The organism is Tardiphaga sp. 285_C5_N1_2, assembly GCF_052076065.1.
GTDB classification, from domain to species: domain Bacteria; phylum Pseudomonadota; class Alphaproteobacteria; order Rhizobiales; family Xanthobacteraceae; genus Tardiphaga; species Tardiphaga robiniae.
This window is the reverse complement of record NZ_CP197241.1, coordinates 1,858,399-1,883,174: the sequence shown is the minus strand read 5'-3', so window position 1 is coordinate 1,883,174 and position 24,776 is coordinate 1,858,399. Positions and strand designations below refer to the sequence as shown.

Below are 24,776 nucleotides of genomic sequence, written 5' to 3'. Positions count from 1 at the left end.
CATGAGCACATTCAGCACCACCCACGCTGCAGCGACGGACCTGTCGCAGCGAAGTACCGAAGCCGAATGGCTGGACAGCGCCGACGCAAGTCCGGAAGAGCTCGAACTTGTGCTGCGCGACCTCGCCCGCTTCAACGGCGCGATGCTCGGGCACAGGGCGGTGATCGCCTGGCTGGACGCCGCCATCCAGCGGATACCTGAAAGCACCGAGCTCACGCTCGTCGATGTCGGTTGCGGCTATGGCGACCTGCTGCGAGCGATCCGCAGCTGGGCCGCCGGGCGCGGCCGGCGGATCAAGCTGATCGGGCTCGATCTCAATCGCGAGACGGTCCGCATCGCGCAGTCGGCGACAGGAAACGATCTCAATATCGAATATCAGGTGATGGATATCTTCAATTTCATCCCGCCCTCCCCCATCGACTTCGTCGTCAGCAGCCTGCTCACGCATCATATGTCCGACGAGATGATCGTGACGTTCCTGTGCTGGATGGAGAGGAACGCGCAGCGCGGCTGGATGATCTACGATCTGCAGCGCCACCGGGTGCCGTTCCATTTCATCGGCCTGATGGGCTGGCTGACGCGGCTGCATCCCATTGTCATTCACGACGGCCGGATCTCGGTTGCGAGAGCCCTCACCCGCACGGAATGGATGGCACGGTTACGCGATGCCGGTATCTCGCCGCGCGCGGTGCGCCTGCGATGGTTCCTGTTCCGCTTCGTGATCGGACGTGTGCGATGATCCAGGTCGAGACAATCGTCATCGGCGGCGGGCCGGCCGGCAGCGCGGTGGCCTGCGGTCTGGCCAGTTATGGCCACGACGTCATGCTGATCGAGCGCACGGCGACCTCCCAGCATAAAGTGTGTGGCGAATTCCTCAGCGTCGAGACACAGCTGCTGTTACGGCGGCTGGGCGTCGATCCGCTGGCGCTCGGCGCCGTGCCGGTCGATGAGGTGGCATTGTATTCCGCTCGCCGCAGCGTGACCTCGGCACTACCGTTTCACGGGCTGTCGCTCTCGCGTTATCGTCTCGACGCTGCGCTGCTGCGACACGCGCATTTCAGCGGCGCCCGCCTGCATCGAGACGTGACTGTGAAAACGGCGAGACCCGATGGATCCGGCTGGCTGGTCGTGTGCGACAATGGCCACACAATCAGTTGCAGAAATCTCGTACTGGCCACCGGCAAGCTGGGTTTGCGCGGCATCGACGACACGCGCGACGGCTCGCAGGTCGGGTTGAAAATGCACCTGCGGCCTGCCCCCGACATTCGCCGAGCGCTTGAGGGTCGGGTCGAGCTTTACTTTCTCGAGGCCAGCTATATTGGCCTAGAACTGGTCGAAGACGGTATCGCCAACCTCTGCTTGGTGCTGCCGGGTGAAACCATGAGCCAGTTCGGATCCGGCTGGACCGCGCTGCGCAACCATGTGGCCGCGACATTTCCCGCACTGGCGGAGCGGCTAGCAGACGCCGAGCCGCTGTGGGACAAGCCCAAGGCCGTGGTCTGTCCCAGCGGCGGGCATCTTCATCGCGAGCGGAACGCTGCAGCCTATCGGGTAGGCGACCGTCTCGCACACATCCCGCCCTTCACCGGCGACGGCCTTGCCATCGCCCTTGGATCGGCCGCGCTGGCAGTCGCTCATATCCGAGGGGGACTTTCACCTGATGTGTATCTGGCGGCCGCGCGAAAACTCATTGCCGGACCGATCCGACTGGCGAGCATCGTCTCCTGCCTTGCCGGACATCGCATCAGCCGAAACCTGATGTTCGCCGCGGCCACGCACGGCCCGGACCTGATCAGCTCGATCGTCCGCCGCACCCGGTTGACCCATGCGATGGATGGCCTTGACCCTGCCGTGCTGCCAGCCCCACCGCTCGTGAACCCATGACGACGCTGCGCACCGAACTGCCCCTCGCCGACACCCGCACATGGTTTGGCTTTGTCCTGATGTGCCTTGGGATGTTCATGGCGATCCTCGACATTCAGGTGGTCGCAACATCGCTGCCGACCATTCAGAATGCCCTAGCCATCTCCCCGGAGACGATGAGCTGGATCCAGACCTCCTATTTGATTGCCGAGATCATAGCCATTCCCCTGACGGGCTGGCTAACGCATGTGCTCTCGATGCGCTGGCTGTTTGCCTCCGCCCTCGCTCTCTTCACGCTGGCGTCGATCGGCTGCGCCGCGAGTGGCACCTTCGCCGCCCTCGTATCGTTTCGCGTGCTACAGGGATTCGCGGGCGGCACGCTCATCCCGGCGGTGTTCGCCGCAGTCTTCCTGCTGTTTCCGCCGCGCAGCCAAGGTATCGCCACGACGATCGCCGGCATCGTGGCTGTGCTGGCGCCGACGGTCGGACCTGTGGTCGGCGGCTGGATCACGCAGACCTGGTCCTGGCACTGGCTGTTCCTGATCAATGTCGTTCCCGGGCTGATCGCTTGCCTTGTGGCGCCTCCCCTGCTGCCCCAGCAGCAGCTGAACTTTGGCGACGTTGCGAAAATCGATTGGCGGTCGCTAGCTCTGATGGCGATGTCGCTTGCCGCTCTGGAGATCGGACTGAAGCAGTCACCCCATGACGGCTGGGCGTCGGCCACCTGCACGGGCCTGTTCACAATCAGCGCTCTCTGCGGCGGCCTATTCGTACGACGCACATTGCGTGCTGCCTATCCTGTCGTGCAGCTTGGCCCGTTCCGAAACCGCTCGTTCGCGATCGGATGCGCGTTGAGCTTTTGCCTGGGCGTGGGCCTGTACGGCTCAGTCTATCTCATCCCGGTTTTTCTGGCTTACATCAGGGGTCACGACGCCCTGCAGATTGGTTCGACGATGCTGGTGACCGGCGCCGCGCAACTGGCGATGTCGCCCATCGCCGTCGCGCTGGAACGGCGACTCAGTGCGCGCTGGCTGACCGCCGCAGGTTTTGCGGTGTTTGGTATCGGCCTCGCCCTCAGCATGTTTCAGACACGCGACACCGATTTCAACCAGATGTTCTGGCCACAGATCGTTCGCGGCGTCGCCATCATGTTCTGCCTGTTGCCACCGACCCGCCTGGCGTTGGGCTCGCTGCCGGAAGCGCAGGTGCCGGCAGCGAGCGGCCTGTTCAATCTGATGCGCAATCTGGGCGGCGCGATCGGCATCGCGCTGATTGACACCATCCTATACACCCGCGCTCACATCTACGCCGCTGCGTTGCATATGCGGTTGTTGTCGGCAGACCCCACGGCGGCAACGGCCATTGGCCTCGATCCCGCATCGCTGACAAGCGCTCTCTCCGGCCCACCCACTCCTGCCATGGAAGCCCTGGTCCGGCCCATGATCGAAAAGACGGCCTTTATCTGGAGTGTGAACGATGCTTGGGCAATGCTGGCAGCAACGGCGCTGCTTGCCGTGCTGCTGGTGCCATTCGCGTGGGGCGGGCGCGAACGGTAGTTCGGCCCGGGGCGAGCGGCGCTGCTGCCACCATCTCGAGAAGCGATAGACGCGCTTCACGGCGCCCCCTTTTCAAGATGATCTCGTTTTCCGCACAAGAGATTATTATCGACCGGGCTGTGCCGCTCGCGAAGGCGCTCAGTACCGGGCACGCCACCCGTCGGGCGTTCGCTCATAACTACCGCGGAAATCGATGTTCTCCACGCAGTTGGCGTGCATGTCGGCCGCGGCCTGCAGACATTCCTGATAATCATAGTAGCCGCAGATCTGCGGTGCCCCCCCCGGACCATTGGATGAGCCTGGCAACAGACAGAACGGCGACGCGTCACGGTGCAGTGGCGTAGCTTCGGCGGGTTGCGAGCTCAGCGCTGCGAACGAGAGCACGACGGCAACGGCAAAGGCCGCGGTGAGATATCTGGATTGTCGATCGAAAATCATCATCCATCTCCATCTGCTGTGAACCTCAAAGCGTGCCGCTCGCGGTCCCGCAGTCGCATCGATCGGGAGATCGCGATTGCAAAGCCTGCCAGATGGGCAGCCAAGGGCTACGTTTCCGAGATCATCGTGCGCTGGAAATTCAAGATTTTCTTCGCACAGGTCCCATACCAAAGAGATAGGAAATCCTATGAATTTCCCGAATAAATACGTGTTTAACTTTCGAAAGCGCTCGCAGCGACCCCGATCGACGTTCCGAATGAAGGTCTGACTGACGGCGGAAAATCGGCCTCTCGAATTTTCCGCAGCGTTTCGAACAGCCGCCATCATCTTCGGCACAAAGCGGCCATCACGCTGCAAAAGCCACCTGGCCCGTCCAGTGTCCACGGTTGTGTCACTTAACGACATTTGGTGACTACGACCTCAAGATATTGGCTAGGCGACCATCATTCCTCGGCTGCATTGTCTTCGATCAGCACGTAAAACGTCGGCTTCCAACGATTGCTGCGAGCTGCATCGCTCATCACCACTGAACCCTCTCCGACTGTAGAAGCGCGCACGATGCGCTCCAGGCTGAAGCGCCAACACATGCAGTGCTCGATTTTACCCTTGGTGGCGGGAGCGTCGCTTGCGGAAGGTTAGGGCGACTGATGCTCGGGGCGATGGGGGCCGTCTCATTGGGAGTCATCTCAATCATTGAGCGCTCCCATGGCAAGTTTCCTTTAGTCCGGATGAAGGCTCTATACTTGCTCGAGACAGATCAGATCGAAGCGCTCCCTGCTCATCGCATATCAGCCAGGGCTCATGCCTTCTCCCATACAAACTTGAAGGTGCATCGAGGCAGATCGGATCACACCTACATTTTCACACCACAGCAGGATGCCAACGGATATTGACGTGGTTGTTGTCAGAGAGGGCAAAAACTGGAAGGGCGCGCGCTAGATTTTGTGCTCGGAATGATAGGTTTGGAAAAGCGTTTTAAGACTCAGTCAAAACCCTCGAAATTCATAATGGTAAAGAGTAGCTCGAGAAGCCCACCTGCGTTTGTTTTGCATCTGGCAACCGTTGGCAGTCAGCACTCAGGCCGATCGCAATCGGTGTCATTTGTCACTTCGCTGCCCCCGAATTTGCCGAAGGTTTGCTTTGCGCCAGGAGCTGCCAATCGCCCAAGCTGAGCCGAAAAGCCCACTGCTTCACGATAGCTCGTAGCTGTCGTATCACCAGCCCCATAGCCGCCAATTAGAGGCACATGGGGGCACCAACCGACTGAGCCCCACCTTCCAGCCCGTTTCGTTTCCACGGTCGCAGTTTGGCGTTGGCGCCGGGTTGATGTCACTCATTGCAGAATGGCGAGATCACACCGAGTTAGCTGATCGCCGATGACTGTATAGGAAATTGCAGTTTCCTATACAGTCGTCAGCGTGGATGAATTCTCATGTTTCTTAGTTCAGCAATGATCGTCGAACTATCCCGCTCCTCGAACTGATCGCGCCTCGTTTCGAAGCGGGTTCAGAGCTACACGGCCCTCGTCAGAGCACCGTCGATGATGAGGTTGGTACCCGAGATGCGGCTCGCGATAGGGCTAGCCACGAACACGACTCCGGCGGCCACTTCCTCCGCGGTTCCCATTCGACCGGTCGGATTCAAGCTCATGGCCGTCTTGTAAAGTTCGGGCGAGCCGTGTTCGATGCCCTGCCATATGCCGCCTTCGAAATAGGTGTTGCCGGGCGACACCGCGTTGACGCGGACGCCTTTGCCGGCGAGCTGATTGCTCAATCCCTTGGCATAGTGGATCAGTGCAGCCTTGAAGGCGCCGTAAGAGCCGGCGGCGAAATCGACCTCGAACCCGGAGACGCTGGAGACGATGACAATCGACGGCGTCTTCGATTTTTCCAGATAGGGAAGCGCGGCCGCCACCGCATTGACCGTGTGCATCATGTCGATGCGGAATGACTTTTCCCAGGTTTCCGCGGTATCGCCGACCGCCAGTGCGCTGACATTGCATACGAGGATATCGACGCCGCCGAGCTCGGCGGCCGCGCCGTCAACCCATTGCTTGAGGGCGACGGGATCGGCGACATCGGTCGACTTGCCCCAGGCCTTGACGCTCTTCGCCTGCAAGGCCGCAACGACGCTGTCGATCTGCACTTGCTGTCGCGCGCAAATGGCGACGTTGGCGCCCTCGCTAGCGAACATATCCGCAATCGCACGACCGATTCCCTTACTTCCGCCCGTCACCAGAGCGTTCGTGCCCTTCAATCCCAGATCCATGGTTCACTCCTCGGTTGAGATGCCTGACTGCTCGGCTTGCACGATTGTCATCGGTGCTCTCGCGCGTGCCACCCCGCAGCCTTCGTGATCAACCCGCGGTAGCTGTGCGGCATCCGCATAGCAACCAGATCTTTCCGGCGCACAACGTTGGTCGGATAGACGGTGTCGAGATTCGTGGTGTCCACCACCGCCGTCGCCGTCCCTTCGGTATCCGCCGCGATGGCTTCCCGACGCGGAAACTCGAAGGTGTCGGGGCCGAACACGCCGCTGAGGCCTGGATATCCGTTGCCGGGATCGAACACATTCGAGAACGCAAAAAACACGTTGTTCTCGCCGGCGCGAACCCGGAAGTGATGCCAGTGATAGAGATCGGCGCCGGTCGGGATCGGATAGTTCTGCGACACAAGCGATCCCACATGCGGGGTGCTGAAACGTTCCTTAATCGCTGCCGCGCAGACGATGAGATCACACCCCTTCAGCGCAAGGATGCGGCCGGCTTCAGGAAACGATGCATCGTGACCGATCAGAAGGCCGATACGCCCGACCGACGTGTCGGCCACCACCCAGTCATCGCCGTGACGCGCCCAGGCACGCTCGGATTCCGTCAAGTGGGTCTTGCGGTAAACCGCGACAAGGCCTTCTGGCCCGATCAGGCACGCGCTGTTGTAGATCGCATCGCCGTTACGCTCGGCGATGCCGACGACAAGATACACCTTGAGCTGGGCGGCCAGACGGCAGAGCTGATCGGTCTCCGGCCCCGGAACAGTCTGCGCTCGCGCGCCGGGATTGTTGAGGCCGCTCAGCGCGAGTTCCGGAAACACGACGAGGTCGGCCTTGCCCTCAAGCTCCGCCTGCCGCGCAAGCGAGGTGATGCGCGCGAGATTTGCTTCGACGTCGTCACCGGGACTCATCTGCGCGACCGCAACCCGCGACGTCCGCCCCGTCGGCCAGGGCTTGTGGCCGTACAACTTGAAGAAATCGCGAGGATTCCAGCTGAACGTATCGGACAGCAGCCCCGCATAGAGCTCGGGGCGGCGCTGAGAGAACACGGCTTCACCACCAACACGCCGCGCGCGGGACGCGTCCAGATCCATGTCAGCTAGTGCGAAGCCGTCCCCGCCATCGATCAGGGCCGCAATTGTTCCGTCCGGCGCGATCACGCAACTGCCGCCGCTGAACTGGACGGTGCGTTCAAGTCCCCACCGATTGCTTTCGATCAGATAGCAACCGTTCTCGAACGCCCGGCTGATCCAATACGGAGCCGGTGTGCGCTCAGCGAGCCAGTTCGAGATATGGCAGATCACGTCGGCGCCCTGCAAGGCGACGAGACGCGCGGTCTCCACAAAGTGGATGTCCATGCAGATCAGCAGCGCGATGCGACCGATCGGCGTGTCTAAGACCTGATGGCCGAGATCGCCTGCCGCCGACCATTTCGGCTCCGCAATATAGGGATGCGTCTTGCGATGCTGGCCAATCACACCTTCGGGTCCGATCAGCACCGCAGAGTTGAAATAGATGCTGTCGCTATCGACCTCCGGCATGCCGACAACGATGTAGCAGTCATGTTTCCGCGCGAGCACTGCGAAGCGATCCGTGGTCGGCCCCGGGATCGTCTCGACGAAAGGTGCGACCTCAGCCCGGTCGAACCAGCAATAGCCCGTGGTGCCCATCTCCGGCGTAACGATGAGCCGGGCGCCCGCTGTCGCCGCCGCTTCGCAGAGTTCGAGCAGCCGCGCGATATTGCGCTCCTTCTCGAACATGGTCGGTTCGAACTGAACCGTGGCAACCTTGTGCACGCGCGACATGATCGGCTTACCCTTTTAGACCAAAAATGATTTCTTGATCGAAGCGCCGAGCGTATATTTCGGATCCACCATGTTGCCGAGCCGGACGCGGCCGGTCTGGGTCAGTAGCATGTAGGCATCGATCTCCTCAAAGCCGTAATCGGCCGTCATCCAACGGCAAAGCTCGCGATAGGCGATGCGCGCAGCATCTTCCATCGGCCGCGCCGAGCCGATCGTCATGATGAAGTCCTTGGTCTCCAGCCGCGGCCAAGCAATGCTCCAGCCCTTGATCAGATCGATCTGGACCGTGGTCACGGTCGGATGCTCGATCGCGACGCCGCAGAGTTCGCCGTCGCCCTGCGCCGCGTGGCAGTCACCGAGATAGAGCAACGCGCCCTTGGTATTGACCGGCAGATAGATCACCGCACCAACACCGACGTCGGGCAGGTCCATGTTGCCGCCGTAATAGTCCGGCACCAGCGACGAAATCGCCTCGATCTCCGGCGAAGTGCCGATGGTGCCGATGAACGGCTCATAGGGCAGCGTGATCTTGTCGTTCCATTTGGTGCCGTTCTCGAGAGTGATCTCGAGCTTCTTGACGCGCTCGGGCAAAGCCGGATTGAGCAACGCGGTCTGGCCGGTGCCGACCAGCCCGCCGAATTCCGGCATGACGACAGTGGTGCCGCGCGGTTGCGGCCCACGCGGCACGATGCTCTCGATATAGACCGCGAGCGTATCGCCCTTCTCGGCTCCGTTGATCCAGATCGGCCCGTTCTGCGGGTTGAGAAAGGGAAAGTTGAGAATCTTCGAGGGGATGTCGGTCTCGTGCTTGATGGCGCCCTCGAACGCATCATGGGTTTCGGCGGAGACCACAGCGCCGGGATCGACCGTCAGCACAGGCCCTACGTAAGGGCCATAGACATAGTGGTACTTGCCCTGATCCTGTTCGGTGATCATGTGATGGGTGCCGGGTTTTCCCTTGGCGACGCCCTTGCTCGCCATGATCGAATTTTCCTGCCAGGCCATCGATTCACTCCTTCGTCTCTGTGTTGTTATGGGCGTGGGTTGGTTTCAGACCGCGAGATGACGGCGCATTTCTGCCTGATCGTCGAGCGCGGCCCGATCGAGGCTTGCGACGATGCGCCCCTTGTCCATCACGTAACAGCGCTGCGCCATGGCGCGGATCATGTCGAGATTCTGCTCGACCAGGATGATAGTGACGCCGGTGCTGCGGTTGAGTTCGACCATGTTGCGGGCAATGTCCTGAACGATATTCGGCTGAATGCCTTCGGATGGCTCATCGAGCAAAATGAGGTGGGGATCGGCTATCAGCACACGCCCGATGGCGAGTTGCTGCTGCTGGCCACCGGACATGGTGCCGGCACGCTGGCTCCAGCGCTCCGCGAGGATCGGAAAGGCTTCCACGATCCGCCGCCGTCCCTCCTCGGGGATATCGCCCTTGATCGCAGCGCCGACGGCGATGTTTTCGGCCACCGTCAGCCGCGGAAACACGTCGCGCCCCTGTGGCACATAACCCATGCCAAGCCGCGCCCGTTTGTGCGGCGGCAACAGTTCGACGGCCTCGCCGCGATAGACAACCGAACCGCTCATCGCCGGCACGAGGCCAATCAGGCTTTTCATCAGCGTCGATTTGCCGACGCCGTTGCGGCCGATCACAGCGATGATCTCGCTCTCCCGTACCTCGATTTCGAGGCCCTGCAACACCGGCTTGCCGCCGTAACCGGCGCGCAAGGCCTGCGTCGAGAGAATGACTTCCTTACGCATGGGCCTGCCCCAGATAGATAGCTGCGACGCGTTCGTCGGCGACGATCTCATCGATCGAGCCTTGCGCGAAGACCTGTCCAAGATGCAGCACCGTGACGCGCTGCGCGACCTGGCGCACGAAGGCCATGTCGTGCTCGATCGCCAACACTGTCATGCCGTCCGCATTCAATCGCTGCACCATCTCGCCCGTCTGATGCGTTTCTTCCGGCGACATGCCCGCAGTCGGCTCGTCGAGCAGCAACAGTTGCGGCTTCAGGCTGATCGCCATGCCGATTTCGAGCCACTGCTTCTGGCCGTGGCTCAGATTCCCGGCGGTCTGCATCTGCTCGGCTTCAAGGTTGAGGAACGTCAGCAACCGATCGATCCCGCGCGCGAGCTCAACGCTGCGATGCGTCCGCTGCAGGGCGATTTCGAGGTTTTGTCGGACAGACAATCCCTTGAATACGCCAGGCACCTGGAATTTGACCGACAGCCCGCGGTGAATGCGCGCGAACGGTTTCAGCGCAGTGATGTTCTCGCCGGCGAACAGAATATCGCCGCTGCCGGGATGGTGTTCGCCTAGGATCAACCTGAACAGCGTACTCTTCCCCGCACCGTTCGGACCGATCAGGCAATGGATTTCACCGGCCTCAAGCACGAGATCGACCGAATTGGTGACATGCAAGCCGCCGAAATGTTTATTGAGTCCGCGAAGCTCGAGAAGCGCCATCAGACGTCTCCCTTGCTGCGGCGCGCAACGAGCCGGGAAATCAGATTCATGGCACCGAGCACGAGCCCGTTCGGCGCGATCAGCACGGTCAGGACCAGCAGCACACCCATGAACACCAGCGCGTATTGGCTGCCGTAAATGGTCAGGGCCTGGAAGGCCGCGAGCACCACCAGCGTGCCGATCACGGTCGACGTGAGATCGCTGCGGCCGCCGACCGCGACCCAGATCAACGGCAGCGCGGCCGCGGTCATGCCCATGCTCGACGGCGTGATGTACTGTCCCCACGCCGTGTAAAGCACGCCGGAAATGCCCGCGAGCGCCGCTCCGATCACGAAGGTGATGAGCTGATATTTGCGCACGTCGTAGCCCAGCATCTCCGCGCGCTCCGGATTCTCGCGGATAGCAACGATGACATTGCCAAACGAGGAGTTCATCAGGATGCGCAGGCCGAGATAGACCAGCAGCAGCAATCCCAGCACGGCGTAATAGAGTCCGATATCGGCCAACAACACGATGTCGCCACCGGACCATGGGATCGTTAGCGGCGGCATCGCGCTCATGCCATTAAAGCCGTTGAGGCGCGCCGCGCCGATGCGCCACTCAGGGCCCGCGGTCTGGGCCATAAAGCGCTCCAGCATCAGCGTCACCGCCAGCGTGACAATACCGAGGAAGACGCCGGCGATACGGCCGAAGAACATGAAATAGCCGAGCAGCAACGCAAACAGCGCGGCGATCACGACCGCCAGCACCAGCGCGGCCAAGGTGAACCCATAAGCCGAGCCGAAATTGAGCGTGAGGATGCCGTAGCTATAACCGGCAATGCCAAAAAAAGCGGTCTGCCCGAACGAGAGCGAACCGCCATAGCCCCAGATCACACACAGGCTGAGCGCGATGAACACCCAGACGAAGAAATACACGGTATTGCCGACCGTATAACCGTCGCTGAACAACGGATAGGCGCAGGCAATCGCGAACACGATGGCGAACGTAATCCAGAACGCCGGACCACGACCCACAGTCTGCGGGCCTTCGAGGCGGCGGAGGAAACCAGGCAAACCGTTCACAGCTGCGGATCCTTCAGGTTCGTTCGCGCAGCAGGAAGCCGGAGATGCCTTTCGGCAGGACCCGGACAACGATGATCACGGCGACCAGCAAACCGATCTGGCCAAACAATTGTCCCTGCCAGGAGGTCATCACCGACTTCACCACCGCGAGGATCGCGCCGGCCGGCGCGGTACCGAGGAATACGTCGGCCCCACCAATCACCACGGTGACGAAGGCCTCCATGATGAAGGTGGCGCCCATCGTCGGCACCAGCGTCATGGTGGGCGCGTACAGGCCACCTGCAAGACCGGCGAGCCCGGCACCGCAGGCAAAGGTGAGACTGTAGATCAGGCGGGTATCGACACCGAGAGCCGCGGCCATGTGCGGCACCTGGATGGTGGCGCGGGCAAGCACGCCGAAGCGCGTCCAGTTGAACAGCATATAGAGGCCGCCGAGTACGCCGAGCGCGGAGGCAAACAGCACGAGGCGATAGATGGAATAAGAATACTCGCCAACCTGAAAGCTGCCGAACGGCGTTCCGACGCCGGCCATGGACGAGCCCACCAAGATCAGCGTCCCCTGGGTCGCAATGAGGCTCAGGCCCCAGGTTGCCACGATGGTGTCGAGCGGCCGGTCATAGAGATGGCGGATCACCACGAGTTCGACTAGCGCGCCGACCAACGCGGCGACGATGGCCCCGGCCAAGATCGCCAGCGGCAGCGGCAGGCCGAGATGGACGGTGGAAGCCGTCACATAGGCGCCGCACATGATGAACTCGCCATGGGCGAGATTGATCACGCCCATCATGCCGAAGATCACCGCGAGTCCGCATGCCGACAGCACGAGAAAAGCGAATGCATCGCCGAACTGATAGAGCGCCGAGAATATATGCGTTGCGATGTCCATGAACCAACCGGGATGATGCAAATTCGAAATGCGAGGGAAACTTCAGCTCTTCGAGAACACTGTCCCGGCAGGCAGACGTACCTGCCGGGACGGCGCCGACGCCGATGTCAGGGTTTCGGCGGCGGGTTCGAGGGCGTGTACTGCGCCATAGGATCCTTCTTGGTCAGATCGCAACCGGCATCGCCCAGCCAGTACGGCTTGATGCCCTCCCACACTTTCGGAAACGAGATCGAATGATCGGCCCCGACCTTGGCGAGATAAATGGTGTGCGACATATGCTGGCTCTTCGGGTCGATACAGACCTTGCCCTCCGGCGCATCCATGCAGACATCACCGACCGCGATTACCTTGCGGATATCTTCCCGCTTGGTCGACTTCGCCCGTTCGACCATCTGCTTATAGAGATAGACTGCGAGATAGGAATTCTCGGCTTCCTGGTTCACATAGGGCTCGTTAGGGAACTTGGCCTTGAACTTGGTGTAGAATGCCTTGCTGGCCGGGGTATCGATTTCCTCGATGTAGTTGGTCGTGACGTACATGTCCTTCAGGCTTGGCGGCTTGAAGCGTTTGTGTTCGTAGCCCTGCCCGACGTTGACCGACGAGGCCATCGGCAGATTGACGTTGGCGGATGCCGCCTGCTCGTAATAGGAAGCCTGCGCAGTGCCAACCAGCAGCGTCACCACAAAATCAGGCTTTGCTTTCTGGATATTCTGGATGCTCTGTGAGAACTGGGACACGCCGAGCGGGATGAACTCCTCACCGGCCATCTTGCCGCCGTTCTCCTTGACGATGTTGCGCACCCACTCCGCCGATATCTGGCCGAAATTGTAATCCGCGGCGAGCGTGTAGACGTTCTTGCCGTACTTCTCCATCATGTAGGGAATGAGCGTGGAGAACTGCTGTTCCGGCACCGCACCGGTGACAATCATATGGCCGTCGCAAACGCCGCCTTCGTACTGATTGTTGTAGAATGCGAAGCCGTTGAACTGATCGACGATCGGGCGATAGGCCTCGCGCGAAGCGGACGAGAAGCCAGCGAATACTACGTCGACCTTGTCGCGCTGGAGCACACGCCGCATGAATTCCTGATAGCGTGTGTTGTCGGACTGGGTGTCGTAGGCGACCAGCTCAAGCGGCCGGCCGTCGATACCACCGGCCTTATTGATCTCTTCGGCCGCGAGTTGGATCGCATGCACTTTTCCGATGGTAGCCACCGCGAAATCGCCGGACTGGTCCTCCAGCACCCCGAGCTTGATCGGGGTTTGCGCAAACGCCGCACCTGTCGCGAGAACAAGCGTCCCCGTGAGGGCTACGGCGCGCAGCCCCCGCAACACATTCTTGGTCATGTTGGTGTCTCCTACATCGCTTGCTTGTTGCCGCCTCGCAGCGTGATGCTGGTCGCGCGGCCGGGAATGTCGGGCGCACTTGCCCGCCTGCTCAGAAATTCCTCGCAGTAGAGTTCCAAGTTCTGCCGCGCGCGCATGCTCTCGCGGCGAAGCTGGGAATAGGCGCTCTCTTCATCGAGACCGTCTTGCTGCATCAAGAAGATCACCGCGCGGATCACCGCGCGACGACTACGACGGCGTTCTTCGAGATCCTGAAGGCGGGCATGCATATCGCTACGCAACATGAACTGGTTCACGCCCATGAACAGTGAGGTGTAGACGGCGCCGCCATGGACCGGCTTACGCAAGAAGGAAGTCGCGCCGAGATTGACCAACGCCTTCAGACGGCTCGGCGCCTCGACGCCGACCAGACCGATCACCGGCACCGGCGGCAGGCGTGAGATGGGATTGACCTCAATCGCCACCGCGCCTTCGAGATCGCCGTCAATGAACAGGATATCGCGCTCGGACTGCAGGTTGCCGACATCGATCTGCGCGCGGCCGTCGATGATCTCGGGATATTCGGTCGTCACACCAAGTTTGGCGAGGGTGGACTCGAGTGAGCCCTCTTTTCCACCGCGTCCGATGACGACAAGAGCGCGACCGCCTTTGAAATTCTGCAGCAACCGGGATGTCATGATTGCACCACTCTGAGCACGGGAGAGCGCATTGCACTCGCAAAGCGCGGCGACGACTGAACGAGATAGGGATCTGGCGCGATTGGGCTGCGTGCCTCCAGCAGCACTTCGAACTGCCCATTGAGGGTGGAACGGGCGATCCGCGGTGTCAGCCAGGCGTGATAGGTTTGCGGATCAATGCGCACCTCGCCCTGCGGCGCCAGCAAGCTCTGGCTGGCGACCGCGGCGCGCACGGCGCGTGCATCATCGGTACCCGCCTGCTCCAATGCTGCGGCCAGAAGCTTGACGGCGATGTAGGACGCTTCTGCGTCGGCGGACGATACTGGTCCGCCGGGGAAGGCCTTGGCATAGGCGGCGATGAATGCCGCATTCGCCGGAGATTCCAACGAGGAGAAATAGACGCTGGAGCTCAAGTGCCCGTCGATAGCCTTGTCGCCAATCTCCGCAAGCTCCGGCTCTGACAGCGTGCAGCTGGCCACCGGAATTTCATTGACCTGATCGATACCACGCGCGCGGCAGGCCGCGCGGAAAGCGCGGAAGAAGGCATAGGCGCTCGTACCGATCAGATTGTTGAAGACGAAATCTGGACGCTGCTCAAGGATCGCCGATATCACCTGGTCGAATTCGGTATCGCCCACGGACAGGTAGCGCTCTGCGACCACGGCGCCTCCCCGCGCGGTCAGCGCCTCACGGAAGATGCGGTTGTTCTCCCAGGCCCAGATGTAGTTGGAGCCGACACAGAATGCGCGAGTACCAACCCGCGAGGCGAGATACTCGACCAGTGGCAGCACGTGCTGGTTGGGCGATGCTCCGGTGTAGATCACATTGTCCGAACTCTCGAACCCTTCATAATGCGACGGATACCAGAGCAACCCGTCAAACTTCTCGAAGCAGGGAATGACCTCCTTGCGACTCGAAGACGTATAGCAGCCCAAAACTTGGCGGATGCCGGCGCCAAGCAGCTCGAGGCTAAGCGCGCGGTAACGTTCAAGATCGCCCGACGGGTTCACCACGACGGGCTCCAACGTCACCGCACCGTCTGCCTCGGCATTCTCCTGGAACGCCAGCAACGCGCCGTTCAGCATCGAGCGTGCGACGACGCTGTAGGACCCTGTCGTCGAGAACATTATGCCGATGCGATAGTGCTTCCGCGCCATTAGCCGATCCAAAACAAAAAAAGCGCCCGCCGGCTGTGAAGCCGTGGGCGCCCTCGCCACCAACTGGACACGCTTGAATTTGAAGCGCGGTGTTGGAAATGGTTTGAACTTGTAGCGTTATCGGGCAGCTCTGCCCAACGCTTGCAGTTTAAGCTCCCTTAGAACGACCATACTGTCAAGCACGTTGTTACGGCGAGAGTTGCTTCAATTCATCCCTCGTTGCAGCAAAACTATGCAGGGCGCCGGGAAATTACACTGGTTGCACGAGCGCCAATGACAGTCATTGCGTCAGGATCCATTCAGACGGCAATGCGGAGCATCACCTACCATCCACAGCTATCGAATTAAATCGCAGGTCATACCCAACAGATGTATTATGAACCGGCAAACAAAAAGTATCGACCTTCGAAGACGAGTTGAATGAAAACGCCAGCAATTTGACGACCACCAACGAGGAGACCGCTTGGACCATACACTGCGACATTGCGTGGCTCTTCGTCGATTCTGTATTTAGTCCTATTAGATGAGCGGCATCTGCGAGAGGAGCTCGCTGAGCGCGACCATGGAGCCGCAGGTCAATCAACTTTCGACGCGCTCGCGGTAATGCTCAAACACACTTGTAACGCCGCGGGATGAGATCCAGCCATTCAAGCACCAGTTCCCGCCCTGTCGCCATCACAGCAGCTCACGTTTCAACAGTCCACCCAGCCAGTCCGCAAAGACCTGAAACCTTCGAGAGAGATGCTGACGGTGTGGATAGAGCAGTGCCATCGGCATCGGCGCAGCTCGATGATGGGGCATCACCTCGACGAGTTCGCCCGCGTCGAGGTGGCGCTTTACATCGTAGGCCGGGATCTGGATGAGGCCGAAGCTGGCAAGGCAGCAGGCGATATAAACTTCGGCACTGAAGACCTACCCGGGTTTCCAAATTCAAGGTTGGCTTCATTCTACGCAGCAATATCCGGTAGCTACGAAATCGCCTTTCTCTCTCGCCCCAGGCGTCCCAACAGGATCAATCCGGCGAAAATCGCCGCGATCCCGACGACGTGATACCAGGCGAGATGTTCGCCCAGCCACCAGATCGAAAACACTGCCGTACACAGCGGGCTGAGATACAGAAATCCTGCAGCACGCGTCGGTCCGTTGGTGGCTACGCCGTAGATATAGAACACGTTACCAAGCATGGTAGGACCCAATCCGGTATAGGCGATCGCGCCTAGGGCTATGGCCATGTCAGCGTCGGTCCAGGCGAACCATGGACCGCCGCTGGCAACCCATGTGACATAGACCGGCAACGATACGACCAGGAGACCTGCCCAGGCAGTCACCACCGTGAGCGGCAAGGTTTCGATTACGCGCGACCATTCGCGCACACGGATCGAGAACCACGCAAAGAAGATCGCTGCGAGAAGCGACCAGAGATTTCCAAGATTCAGTTGCAGCCCGGTCAGTCGCAGCAGATCGCCCTTGCTGATGATCAGGAGCGTGCCGACAAAAGCCAGAGCGAGCCCACCTTGGCCCATTCGGGCGATCTGCCCCTGCCCCATGATCCAGCCGATCAACACGACCCATACCGGCGTCGTGGCATTGATGAAGCCCACTTCGATGGCTGGGCTTTGATAGGCTCCGCCGATCAGAAGAAACGAAAACAGGCCGACGCCGACAACGCCACCGATCGTCAATTCGCCCAGCCGCGGCCGGATCTCAGGCCAGGCGCGCCGCAGGGACGGCCACGCAATGACTGTGAGAATGACGAGAGCGGGCAGCCAGCGCCAGAACACCAGCGCCGGCAAAGGCGCCGCGTCACGCGCGGCCCGCGCGACCACATGGTTGCTGCCCCAGAGTGCCGCAGTCACTATCAGCGCAAGCGTACCGAGTGATCGCGAGCCGCCGTTCATGCCCGATCGGCGGATGACTGATGACGCCCGCGTTGCGAGACGTGCCATGGCAGGGATAGCCGCTCAGCATAGTCGACGAGAAAGAAGAGGATTGTTCCGACCACGCCCAACAACAGCAACGACACGAACACACGCACCGTATCGAACTGCCCTTGTGCAACAAGTATCTGAAAACCGATCCCCCGGCTGCCGGCCACGAACTCTCCGACGATGGCGCCCACCAGCGCGAACGAGATCGCCACTTTCATGCCCGCGAACAGACTCGGCAAAGCGCAGGGAAAGCGGATTTTTATCAATACGGCCCAAGACGATGCCTTTGATACCTTGGCCAGCGCCAGCATGTCGGGATCCACCGACCGCAGGCCTAGAACCATATCGATGACGATCGGAAAGATCGCCAGCATTAACGCAATCGCCACCTTGGGCTCAGGACCGGTGCCCATCCAGATAACGAACAGCGGCGCCAGCGCCACTTTCGGGATCGAGTTGAGCGCCACGAGCAGCGTATAAATAGTCCGCTCGAGGAATTTCGAATAGACAATCCCAACCGCCAGCGCGACGCCGATGACGACCGCCAGTACAAAGCCGAGGCATGTCATCCAGAGCGTAAAGCCGAGATGACGCAGGAACAACCCAGGCGTCTCCAGAAACGCGGCAAAGATCGCCGACGGCGCCGGCAGGATCAGCGGCGACGGCTGGAAGACGTAAACCCCGATCTCCCACAGAACAAGAGCTGCGGCCAGCACGACGACGACATCGCGTGTTTCGTTATCGCCCAGAAACAGACGCCATGCGAAACGCATCATTCCTTGACGATCCCCAACTCGGCGAAGTGGTGACGGATCCGGTGCACATAGGCGGCGAATTCCGGCGTGTCGCGCACTGCAAGCAGGCGTGGCCGCGGGAGGTCGATGGTGATGACATCGACCACCATGCCCGGCGCCTTGCTCATCATGACGACGCGATCTGACAGGAAAACGGCTTCCGCAATCGAATGCGTGATGAACAAGAGCGTCTTGCGCGTATCCTGCCAGATCTGCGCGAGCTCGATGTTGAGATCATCGCGGGTCATGGCATCGAGCGCGCCAAATGGTTCATCCATCAGCAGCAGGTCGGGATCGGCCAGCAGTGCCCGGCAGATCGATGCGCGTTGTCGCATACCACCCGACAGTTCCCACGGAAACCGATGCTCGAAGCCACCGAGGCCAAACCGGTTCAGCAAAGCCACCGCCCGCGCGCGTTCATCGGCGGTCGGTTTGCGGGTGAATTCGATCGACAGCAGGACATTGTCGAGAATGGTGCGCCAGTCCAGCAGGACATCGCGCTGGAACACGACGCCAAGCCGATCCGGCGTGCCGTCGAGCGGTTTGCCGCCAATGTCGATCGTTCCGAAGGTCGTCCCTTCGAGGCCGGCCACCAGCTTCAGCAAGGTGCTCTTGCCGCAGCCGGATGGGCCAACCACGCTGACGAATTCCTGCGGCCGGATATCGAGATCGATATCGACCAGCGCCGCGACCGGCCCGCGCGGGGAGGCATAAGTCTTCCCCACGCGGCCGAGCGCAACATAGGCCGCTGTTTCTGATGAAGCAGGAGGCGCCATGTTACTCAACGAGGCTGTTGGTGTAGTAGTCCGTCGCTTTCCAGCCGGCCGGCAATACGCCCGCGGCCTCCATCGACTTGCCCGCCGCTTCCCAGTCCGCCTGTGCCTGCCAGCCGATCGGCTTGCCCTGCGACGCCGACGTATTGAAGTAATCCAGCGTCAGCTTGATCTGTCCGAGCAGCACCACGGGGTCCAGCTTGGCGTCCGGGCGCTCCGCGATCATCGCCTTCACGCCGTCTTCGGGATTGGTGCGCAGATGCTGCCAAGCGCGTTGCTGCACCTCGATAAGACGCTTCAACGCCGGTCCCTTGCTGGCGATCACTTCGTCGCGTGCGACCAGGCCGTAGCTCGGGAACGCAATGCCCGCATCAGATGCCAACAGACACTTCGACGGGCGGGTCGCTTCCGCGAGCGGGAGCGCAGAACCGACGGTCGACATCAGACCATCGGATCGCTTGGCAATATAGGTGCCCCACAATGCAGCTGGATCGACAACTTCAACCTTGAGATCGTCACGCGTCAGTCCGCCGGATTTCAGATAGACGTCTATGAAGGGCGCCCATGGGCTTGCCGCAAAGACGACGACGCTCTTACCGCGCAAATCGGCGACCTTCTCCATCGGCGACGTCTTGTCGACCAGAATGCAGAGATCGGTCTTGCGCTGGAACGTCGCGATCGAGCGAATAGTGGCGCCCTTGGCCCGTGCGGAGCCAACCAACCCCACCTGAACCTGACCGACATCCGCCTGCCCGGCATTGACCAACTGAATCGTATTGCCAGAGCCGCGACCATCCTGAATATCAACATCGAGCTTGGCTTCCTTGAACCAACCGCGGTTCTGAGCCAGATGCATTGCCGCCTGCACGCCCCACGGCGAGAAATCCAGCCGCACCGACAATTTATCCTGAGCCAGAGCAGGCGAAACACCCGCGCAGGCCGCAGCACCTAGAAGCATCAGGGTCGATAGAAAAAGCCTTCTCATATCCCAATCTCCGGTTTGATTACTCTATGTCGGCGCCATCCGCTTCTGCCGGCGAATTCTGCGTCAAATAGCTCAGCACCATCTCGACGACGTGCTGGCGTCTCTTGAGCACACGTCGGCGCGCCGCGAGATCGCGGTCGAGCAGCCAGGACAATGTGTGCTGATTGGACAGAAAGAAGTAAGCGAGGCCGGAGATCGACATATAGAGATCGACCGCATCGACATTGGCGCGAAACACACCCTCGGTCTGGCCGCGTTTCAGCAGGATCTGGATCGTGTCGAGCAACCCGCGATAGAGCGGCTTGATGGTGCTCGAACTTTTGAGGTGCTGCGCATAATGGATGTTCTCGATGCTCATCAACCGGATTAGATCCGGCGTCGCAACGAAATGATCGAACGTGCTGCTGACCAGTCGCTTCATGCCTTCGACCGGCGGCAGACCGCGCAGGTCTTCATCCTGCTGCTTAGTACGCAAGTCCGTATAGATGCGCTCGAGTACTGCCAGATAGAGCTCGTCCTTGGAGCCGAAATAATGGTAGATCAGGTTCTTGTTGACACCGGATTGTTCGGCGATGCGATCGACGCGCGCGCCGTTAAGCCCGTTGGAGACGAATTCGATCCGTGCCGCGTCCAGGATCTTGGCGCGGCTCGCTTCCGGATTGCGGGTGATCTTGCTGGGCGCGGCCACACTAAGCTCCATGGCGCCCTTCCGGTAATGGCGGGGCGTCCCGTGAGGATCGTAGTGCCGCAGTTCCCTCGACGTCCAGCACGCCACGCGGGCCGAATGTCACAGCATAATGCTTTCGCGCGAACTCGGCCGTGATCTTGCCGTCCAGGAAATCCTCGCGCACATCGGAGGGATCACGCAGCAGCGGATTGCCGAAGCCGCCTGCACCGGCCTGCTCGTGGATCAGGAGCGCGCCCTCAGTGACATTCCGCGTGATCTTGCCAGGAATCGCACTACGCTCATTGCCGATCTCGATGTAGTTCTTCGACAAGCCGCCGGGCTCGCCCCCATTGAGACCATAGGGATGAAACTTGACGCGGTCGGTGCGCAATTGCAGCAGCGCTTCCGGCGCGAGGATACGATAACTACGGCGAATGCCGACACCGCCGCGATATTGTCCGGCGCCGCAGCTATCGGGCACGAACGAATAGTCCTCGATCCGAACCGGATGCTCGGCTTCCATCACTTCGACCGGCATGTTCGAGAGGTTCTGCGAGGCGTTGGTGACGGCCTCCAACCCGTCCTTGTCGGGACGACCGCCCCAGGCGCCGCAGATCATGTCGACGATGATGAAGGGCTGGCGGTTCGGCCTGAGACCACTGATGCAGATGACGCTATTGCCGCCCTCGCCGGCCGCCGGCACCTTGTCCGGCACGATCTGCGCAAGCGCGCCAAGCATCGTGTCGAACACGCGGTACCCCGTCAGCGCGCGTGCTGCGCAAGGCCCCGGCATGACGGGATTAAGCACCGAGGCTTCCGGCGCCTTCACTGTGATGCAGCGAAACAGACCGACATTGTTCGGCACGTCCTTCGCCAGCACGCAGCGCACGCTGAGATAGGTCAGCGAATGCGTAAAACTGAGCGTCGAGTTCAGCGCGCCCTTCACCTGTGGCGAAGAGCCCGTGTAGTCGACCAGCAGCGTACCGTCGCCGTTGACGGTGATCGCGACCTTGATAGGAATCGGCGTGTCGGAAAAACCGTCATCGTCGATATAGTCGGTGAAGTGATAGGTGCCCTTCGGCCAGGTCTTGATCTCCTGCCGCGTCAGGCGTTCCGCGTAGTCGAGCAATTCCTGCATATAGGCATCGACATCGTCGGCGCCGTAACGCTGCATCAGCTTTTCCAGCCCGCGCTTGCCGACCTGAGCCGCCGCGAACTGTGCCGAAAGATCGCCCCAGACCCGATCCGGGACCCGGACATTGATCTTGATCAGCGCCTCCAGCGTCGTGTTCAGGACACCGCGGTCGTAGAGCTTGAGCGGCGGAATTCGCAGCCCTTCCTGATAGATCTCGGTCGAATCCGATGCGTTGGAGCCGGGCACGCGGCCGCCGACATCGGTGTGATGGCAGATCACCACCGCGAAAGCGCGCCGCTTGCCGCTGTGGAAGATCGGCACGAACATGAAGATGTCTGGCAGATGCATGCCGCCATGATAGGGATCGTTCATGATGACGACGTCGCCGTCGTGCAGATCACCTTCGTATTTGCTGAGCACGGAGGCCATGGCCTCCGGAATCGCGCCGAGATGCTGGGCGATGGTCTTGGCCTGCGCCACCATCTGGCCGTCGCCGGCACAGATTGCCGCGGAAAAATCCATCACGTCCTTGACGATTTCCGAACGCGCTATGCGCACGACCGTATAGGCCATGTCGTCGGCGATGGAATCCAGGCCGCTCTTGATGACCGCGAAGGTGATCGGATCGACTTTCATACCTCGAACTCCAGCACGATGCAGCCGATCGCATCCTTGTGCACCCGAGCATCGGGCGGCACGATGATGGTGGCGTCGAATTCCTCGATGATCAGAGGTCCCTGCCGTGGCGACATTCCGACCGCGCCGCGATCGACGATCTCGACCGCGACAGCGGCCTCGCCACGCGCGAAGGAAACGTCGCGGGTTCCGGAACGCGATGCGCCCTGCCGCGCGGCGATCTTCATGGCCGCAAAATCCAGGCGGTTATCGCGCAGGCCGCGCCCGGCCACGCGCACTTTCATCAGTTCGATCGGCGTGGCGTCACGATAGCCATAGGTCTTGAAATACTCGGCGATGAACCGCTCACGGATCTGATCGAAATCTTCGCCCTCGAACGGCACCGTGAGTTCGGTGGCCTGACCTTCATGGCGCAGATCGGCTTCCCACAGAAACATCGTGCGTTCGGCCTGATAGCCATCGCCGGCGAGTTGCCCCGCCACTTGCTGTTGCAGCTCGGACTTGATCGCCTTGAGGTCGCTGACCTGCATCCCGTCGAGATATAGGCTGACGGTTTTCAGTGCGGTATGCTCAATATCGGAAGCCAGCATGCCCAGTGCGCTGAAAATTCCCGACATCGGCGGCACCACGACGCGCGGAATGCCCAACTGACGCGCGAGATCCGGCGCATGCACGCCCCCGTTGCCGCCAAATGCCATCAACGTGAGATCGCGCGGATCGCGACCACGCTCGACGGTGACGGCGCGCACGGCACGCGCCATCGCCGCATTGGCGACGGCACGAATGCCATGTGCGGCGTCCAGTAGAGTGAGGTCGAGCGGGTCGCCGACATGGGTACGGATGGCAGTCTCGCTTAGCTTGCGATCGATATTGAGATTGCCGCCAGCCAGCGACGTGGCGTTGATGAAACCGAGCACAACATTGGCATCTGTCACTGTCGGCTTTGTGTTGCCGAGCCCATAGCAGGCCGGGCCCGGAACGGCACCTGCGGATTGCGGGCCGACGACCAGCAGGCCACCTTTGTCGATGCCGGCAATGGAGCCGCCGCCGGCGCCAACCTCGGCGATATCGATAGCCGGCACCTTGAGCATATAGCCGCCGGCCTTGATGAACCGGCTCGACGTCGAAATTCCATCGCGGAATTCGTATTCCGACGTCATGGTCGGGCGGCCGTCCTCGATAATGACCGCCTTGGCCGTGGTGCCGCCCATGTCGAACACGATGACGTCGCGATCGTCACGCGCGATGCCGAGCCGTGCTGCGCCGATGACACCGCCCGCAGGACCGGACGCCACCACCAGCACCGGCTTCTCGCAGGTCACATTGGCAGCCAGCATGCCGCCATTCGAGGTCATGACCAGAATGGGCGCAGCCACGCCGATCGAGCGCAGACCCGATTCAAGCTTCTGCAGATAAGTGCGCATGGCCGACAGCAGATATGCATTCACCACCGTCGTGCTGGTCCGCTCATATTCCTTCATCTCGGGCAGCACCGCGCAGGATGTCGTCACCAGCAATTGCGGGAAATTGGCCCGCAAGATCGCTTCGGCCTGCAATTCATGCGCCGGATTCCGATAGCTGTTGATGAATGCGATCGCGACGGCCTCGATATCCTCGGCGACCAGCGCTTCTCCGGCCGCGATGACGCTTGCTTCGGAGAGCGGCTCGACCGTCGTTCCGTCGGCCGCCATGCGTTCGGTCACTTCCATACGATACCGGCGCGGCACCAATGGCTGCGGCTTCACCCATGTCAGGTCGAACATATCGGGCATCCGGATGCGCCCGATCTCCAGCACGTCCCGGAAGCCGCGCGTCGTGATCAGTCCAGTCTTGGCGCCCGACCGTTGCAAGATGGTGTTGGAGCCAACGGTGGTGCCGTGCAGCACTTCGGCAACAGCGGAAGGCTCGATCGACAGCTCCGCTAACAAGCTGCCCACGCCATCGACAACCGCTCGGCTAGGATCCTCAGGTGTTGAGGAGATCTTACTCTGATGGATCAGGCCGAATTCAAGGAACAACGCGATGTCGGTGAATGTCCCACCGATATCGACCGCAACCCGGATTTTTCCGCCTGACGCCATAGCCACGATCGCCTGCCTCGTCATTACTAACCAGTTAGTCAATAATCTCGACTAGAGGATGCAGAGTGTCAAGCTGCTGTTTTCAGCGCCCAGCGCCCGAAAAACAGGCTAAAAGCTCACTTTTGATCATGACGGATTGGCTGGCGACGCACGACCAAGCGTAGGGTCGGGGTTCGCCTTCTTGATAGCTACGTCAACGTTCGCTGATGCGTCAGTCGGTTTATTGGACAATATTTGACCGGCT

21 protein-coding genes and 1 pseudogene are annotated in these 24,776 nt (G+C 60.8%); 3 read left to right on the top strand and 19 right to left on the bottom strand.

The genetic code is table 11. The annotated features are described in order from the left end of the window. The first annotated feature begins 1 nt into the window (after window position 1). Genes AB7951_RS08870 through AB7951_RS08860 form a run of 3 tightly spaced genes read left to right on the top strand, consistent with a single transcriptional unit; the run spans window position 2 to window position 3,419 of the window. Window positions 2-739, top strand: coding sequence for a methyltransferase domain-containing protein (locus tag AB7951_RS08870; protein ID WP_092144976.1), 738 nt, complete (start codon window positions 2-4; stop codon window positions 737-739). Next, complete coding sequence (locus tag AB7951_RS08865) at window positions 736-1,884, top strand: FAD-dependent monooxygenase (RefSeq protein WP_158596874.1); 1,149 nt, start codon at window positions 736-738, stop codon at window positions 1,882-1,884. The genes AB7951_RS08870 and AB7951_RS08865 overlap by 4 nt, the downstream gene beginning before the upstream one ends. Next, window positions 1,881-3,419: a DHA2 family efflux MFS transporter permease subunit gene (locus AB7951_RS08860; protein WP_439061755.1), complete on the top strand. Its 1,539-nt coding sequence runs from the start codon at window positions 1,881-1,883 to the stop codon at window positions 3,417-3,419. The genes AB7951_RS08865 and AB7951_RS08860 overlap by 4 nt, the downstream gene beginning before the upstream one ends. 138 nt (window positions 3,420-3,557) lie before the next feature. Here the strand turns inward: AB7951_RS08860 and AB7951_RS08855 are convergent, their stop codons facing one another. The 19 genes and pseudogenes from AB7951_RS08855 to AB7951_RS08765 form a co-directional block, all read right to left on the bottom strand. Beyond that, window positions 3,558-3,857 carry a DUF3551 domain-containing protein gene (locus AB7951_RS08855; protein ID WP_158596872.1) on the bottom strand — a complete coding sequence of 100 codons (300 nt, stop codon included), beginning with the start codon at window positions 3,855-3,857 and terminating at the stop codon, window positions 3,558-3,560. A 1,512-nt stretch (window positions 3,858-5,369) separates the two neighbouring features. Then, window positions 5,370-6,125 (bottom strand): SDR family NAD(P)-dependent oxidoreductase, encoded by a 756-nt coding sequence (locus tag AB7951_RS08850; RefSeq protein WP_120292943.1) that lies wholly within the window; start codon window positions 6,123-6,125, stop codon window positions 5,370-5,372. Window positions 6,126-6,172: 47 nt separating this feature from the next. Further along, window positions 6,173-7,930, bottom strand: a complete 1,758-nt coding sequence (locus AB7951_RS08845; RefSeq protein ID WP_120292941.1) for a nitrilase-related carbon-nitrogen hydrolase — start codon at window positions 7,928-7,930, stop codon at window positions 6,173-6,175. Between the two features lie 15 nt (window positions 7,931-7,945). Continuing rightward, window positions 7,946-8,935 carry an acetamidase/formamidase family protein gene (locus tag AB7951_RS08840; RefSeq protein ID WP_120292939.1) on the bottom strand — a complete coding sequence of 330 codons (990 nt, stop codon included), beginning with the start codon at window positions 8,933-8,935 and terminating at the stop codon, window positions 7,946-7,948. Between the two features lie 45 nt (window positions 8,936-8,980). Then, window positions 8,981-9,694 (bottom strand): branched-chain amino acid ABC transporter ATP-binding protein, encoded by a 714-nt coding sequence (locus tag AB7951_RS08835; protein ID WP_120292937.1) that lies wholly within the window; start codon window positions 9,692-9,694, stop codon window positions 8,981-8,983. Further along, window positions 9,687-10,403, bottom strand: coding sequence for an ABC transporter ATP-binding protein (locus AB7951_RS08830; protein ID WP_120292935.1), 717 nt, complete (start codon window positions 10,401-10,403; stop codon window positions 9,687-9,689). Before AB7951_RS08830 ends, AB7951_RS08835 begins: the two co-directional genes overlap by 8 nt. Continuing rightward, window positions 10,403-11,467 (bottom strand): ABC transporter permease subunit, encoded by a 1,065-nt coding sequence (locus AB7951_RS08825; RefSeq protein WP_120292933.1) that lies wholly within the window; start codon window positions 11,465-11,467, stop codon window positions 10,403-10,405. Before AB7951_RS08825 ends, AB7951_RS08830 begins: the two co-directional genes overlap by 1 nt. Window positions 11,468-11,480: 13 nt before the next feature. Further along, on the bottom strand, window positions 11,481-12,353 hold the full coding sequence (locus AB7951_RS08820; protein ID WP_089267934.1) for an ABC transporter permease subunit: 873 nt from the start codon (window positions 12,351-12,353) through the stop codon (window positions 11,481-11,483). Between the two features lie 107 nt (window positions 12,354-12,460). Beyond that, a complete protein-coding gene (locus tag AB7951_RS08815; protein WP_120292931.1) occupies window positions 12,461-13,699 on the bottom strand; it encodes an urea ABC transporter substrate-binding protein in 1,239 nt (412 codons plus the stop codon). An 11-nt stretch (window positions 13,700-13,710) separates the two neighbouring features. Further along, window positions 13,711-14,376, bottom strand: coding sequence for an ANTAR domain-containing response regulator (locus tag AB7951_RS08810; RefSeq protein WP_120292929.1), 666 nt, complete (start codon window positions 14,374-14,376; stop codon window positions 13,711-13,713). Beyond that, the gene (locus AB7951_RS08805) at window positions 14,373-15,533 is read right to left on the bottom strand and encodes a transporter substrate-binding domain-containing protein (protein WP_120292927.1); all 1,161 of its coding nucleotides are present in this window, start codon (window positions 15,531-15,533) and stop codon (window positions 14,373-14,375) included. Before AB7951_RS08805 ends, AB7951_RS08810 begins: the two co-directional genes overlap by 4 nt. A 675-nt stretch (window positions 15,534-16,208) precedes the next feature. After that, window positions 16,209-16,445, bottom strand: a pseudogene (locus tag AB7951_RS08800) (LysR substrate-binding domain-containing protein); the annotation flags it as partial. 56 nt (window positions 16,446-16,501) lie between these two features. Next, a complete protein-coding gene (locus AB7951_RS08795; RefSeq protein WP_120292925.1) occupies window positions 16,502-17,479 on the bottom strand; it encodes a DMT family transporter in 978 nt (325 codons plus the stop codon). Beyond that, complete coding sequence (locus AB7951_RS08790) at window positions 17,428-18,237, bottom strand: ABC transporter permease (protein ID WP_439061757.1); 810 nt, start codon at window positions 18,235-18,237, stop codon at window positions 17,428-17,430. The genes AB7951_RS08795 and AB7951_RS08790 overlap by 52 nt, the downstream gene beginning before the upstream one ends. After that, complete coding sequence (locus AB7951_RS08785) at window positions 18,234-19,031, bottom strand: ABC transporter ATP-binding protein (RefSeq protein WP_120292923.1); 798 nt, start codon at window positions 19,029-19,031, stop codon at window positions 18,234-18,236. Before AB7951_RS08785 ends, AB7951_RS08790 begins: the two co-directional genes overlap by 4 nt. 1 nt (window position 19,032) lies before the next feature. After that, a complete protein-coding gene (locus AB7951_RS08780; RefSeq protein ID WP_439061758.1) occupies window positions 19,033-20,013 on the bottom strand; it encodes an ABC transporter substrate-binding protein in 981 nt (326 codons plus the stop codon). 19 nt (window positions 20,014-20,032) lie between these two features. Continuing rightward, complete coding sequence (locus AB7951_RS08775; RefSeq protein ID WP_439066572.1) at window positions 20,033-20,701, bottom strand: TetR/AcrR family transcriptional regulator; 669 nt, start codon at window positions 20,699-20,701, stop codon at window positions 20,033-20,035. Between the two features lies 1 nt (window position 20,702). After that, complete coding sequence (locus AB7951_RS08770) at window positions 20,703-22,451, bottom strand: hydantoinase B/oxoprolinase family protein (RefSeq protein ID WP_089267924.1); 1,749 nt, start codon at window positions 22,449-22,451, stop codon at window positions 20,703-20,705. Then, on the bottom strand, window positions 22,448-24,532 hold the full coding sequence (locus tag AB7951_RS08765) for a hydantoinase/oxoprolinase family protein (protein WP_120293142.1): 2,085 nt from the start codon (window positions 24,530-24,532) through the stop codon (window positions 22,448-22,450). Before AB7951_RS08765 ends, AB7951_RS08770 begins: the two co-directional genes overlap by 4 nt. Window positions 24,533-24,776 lie beyond the last annotated feature (244 nt).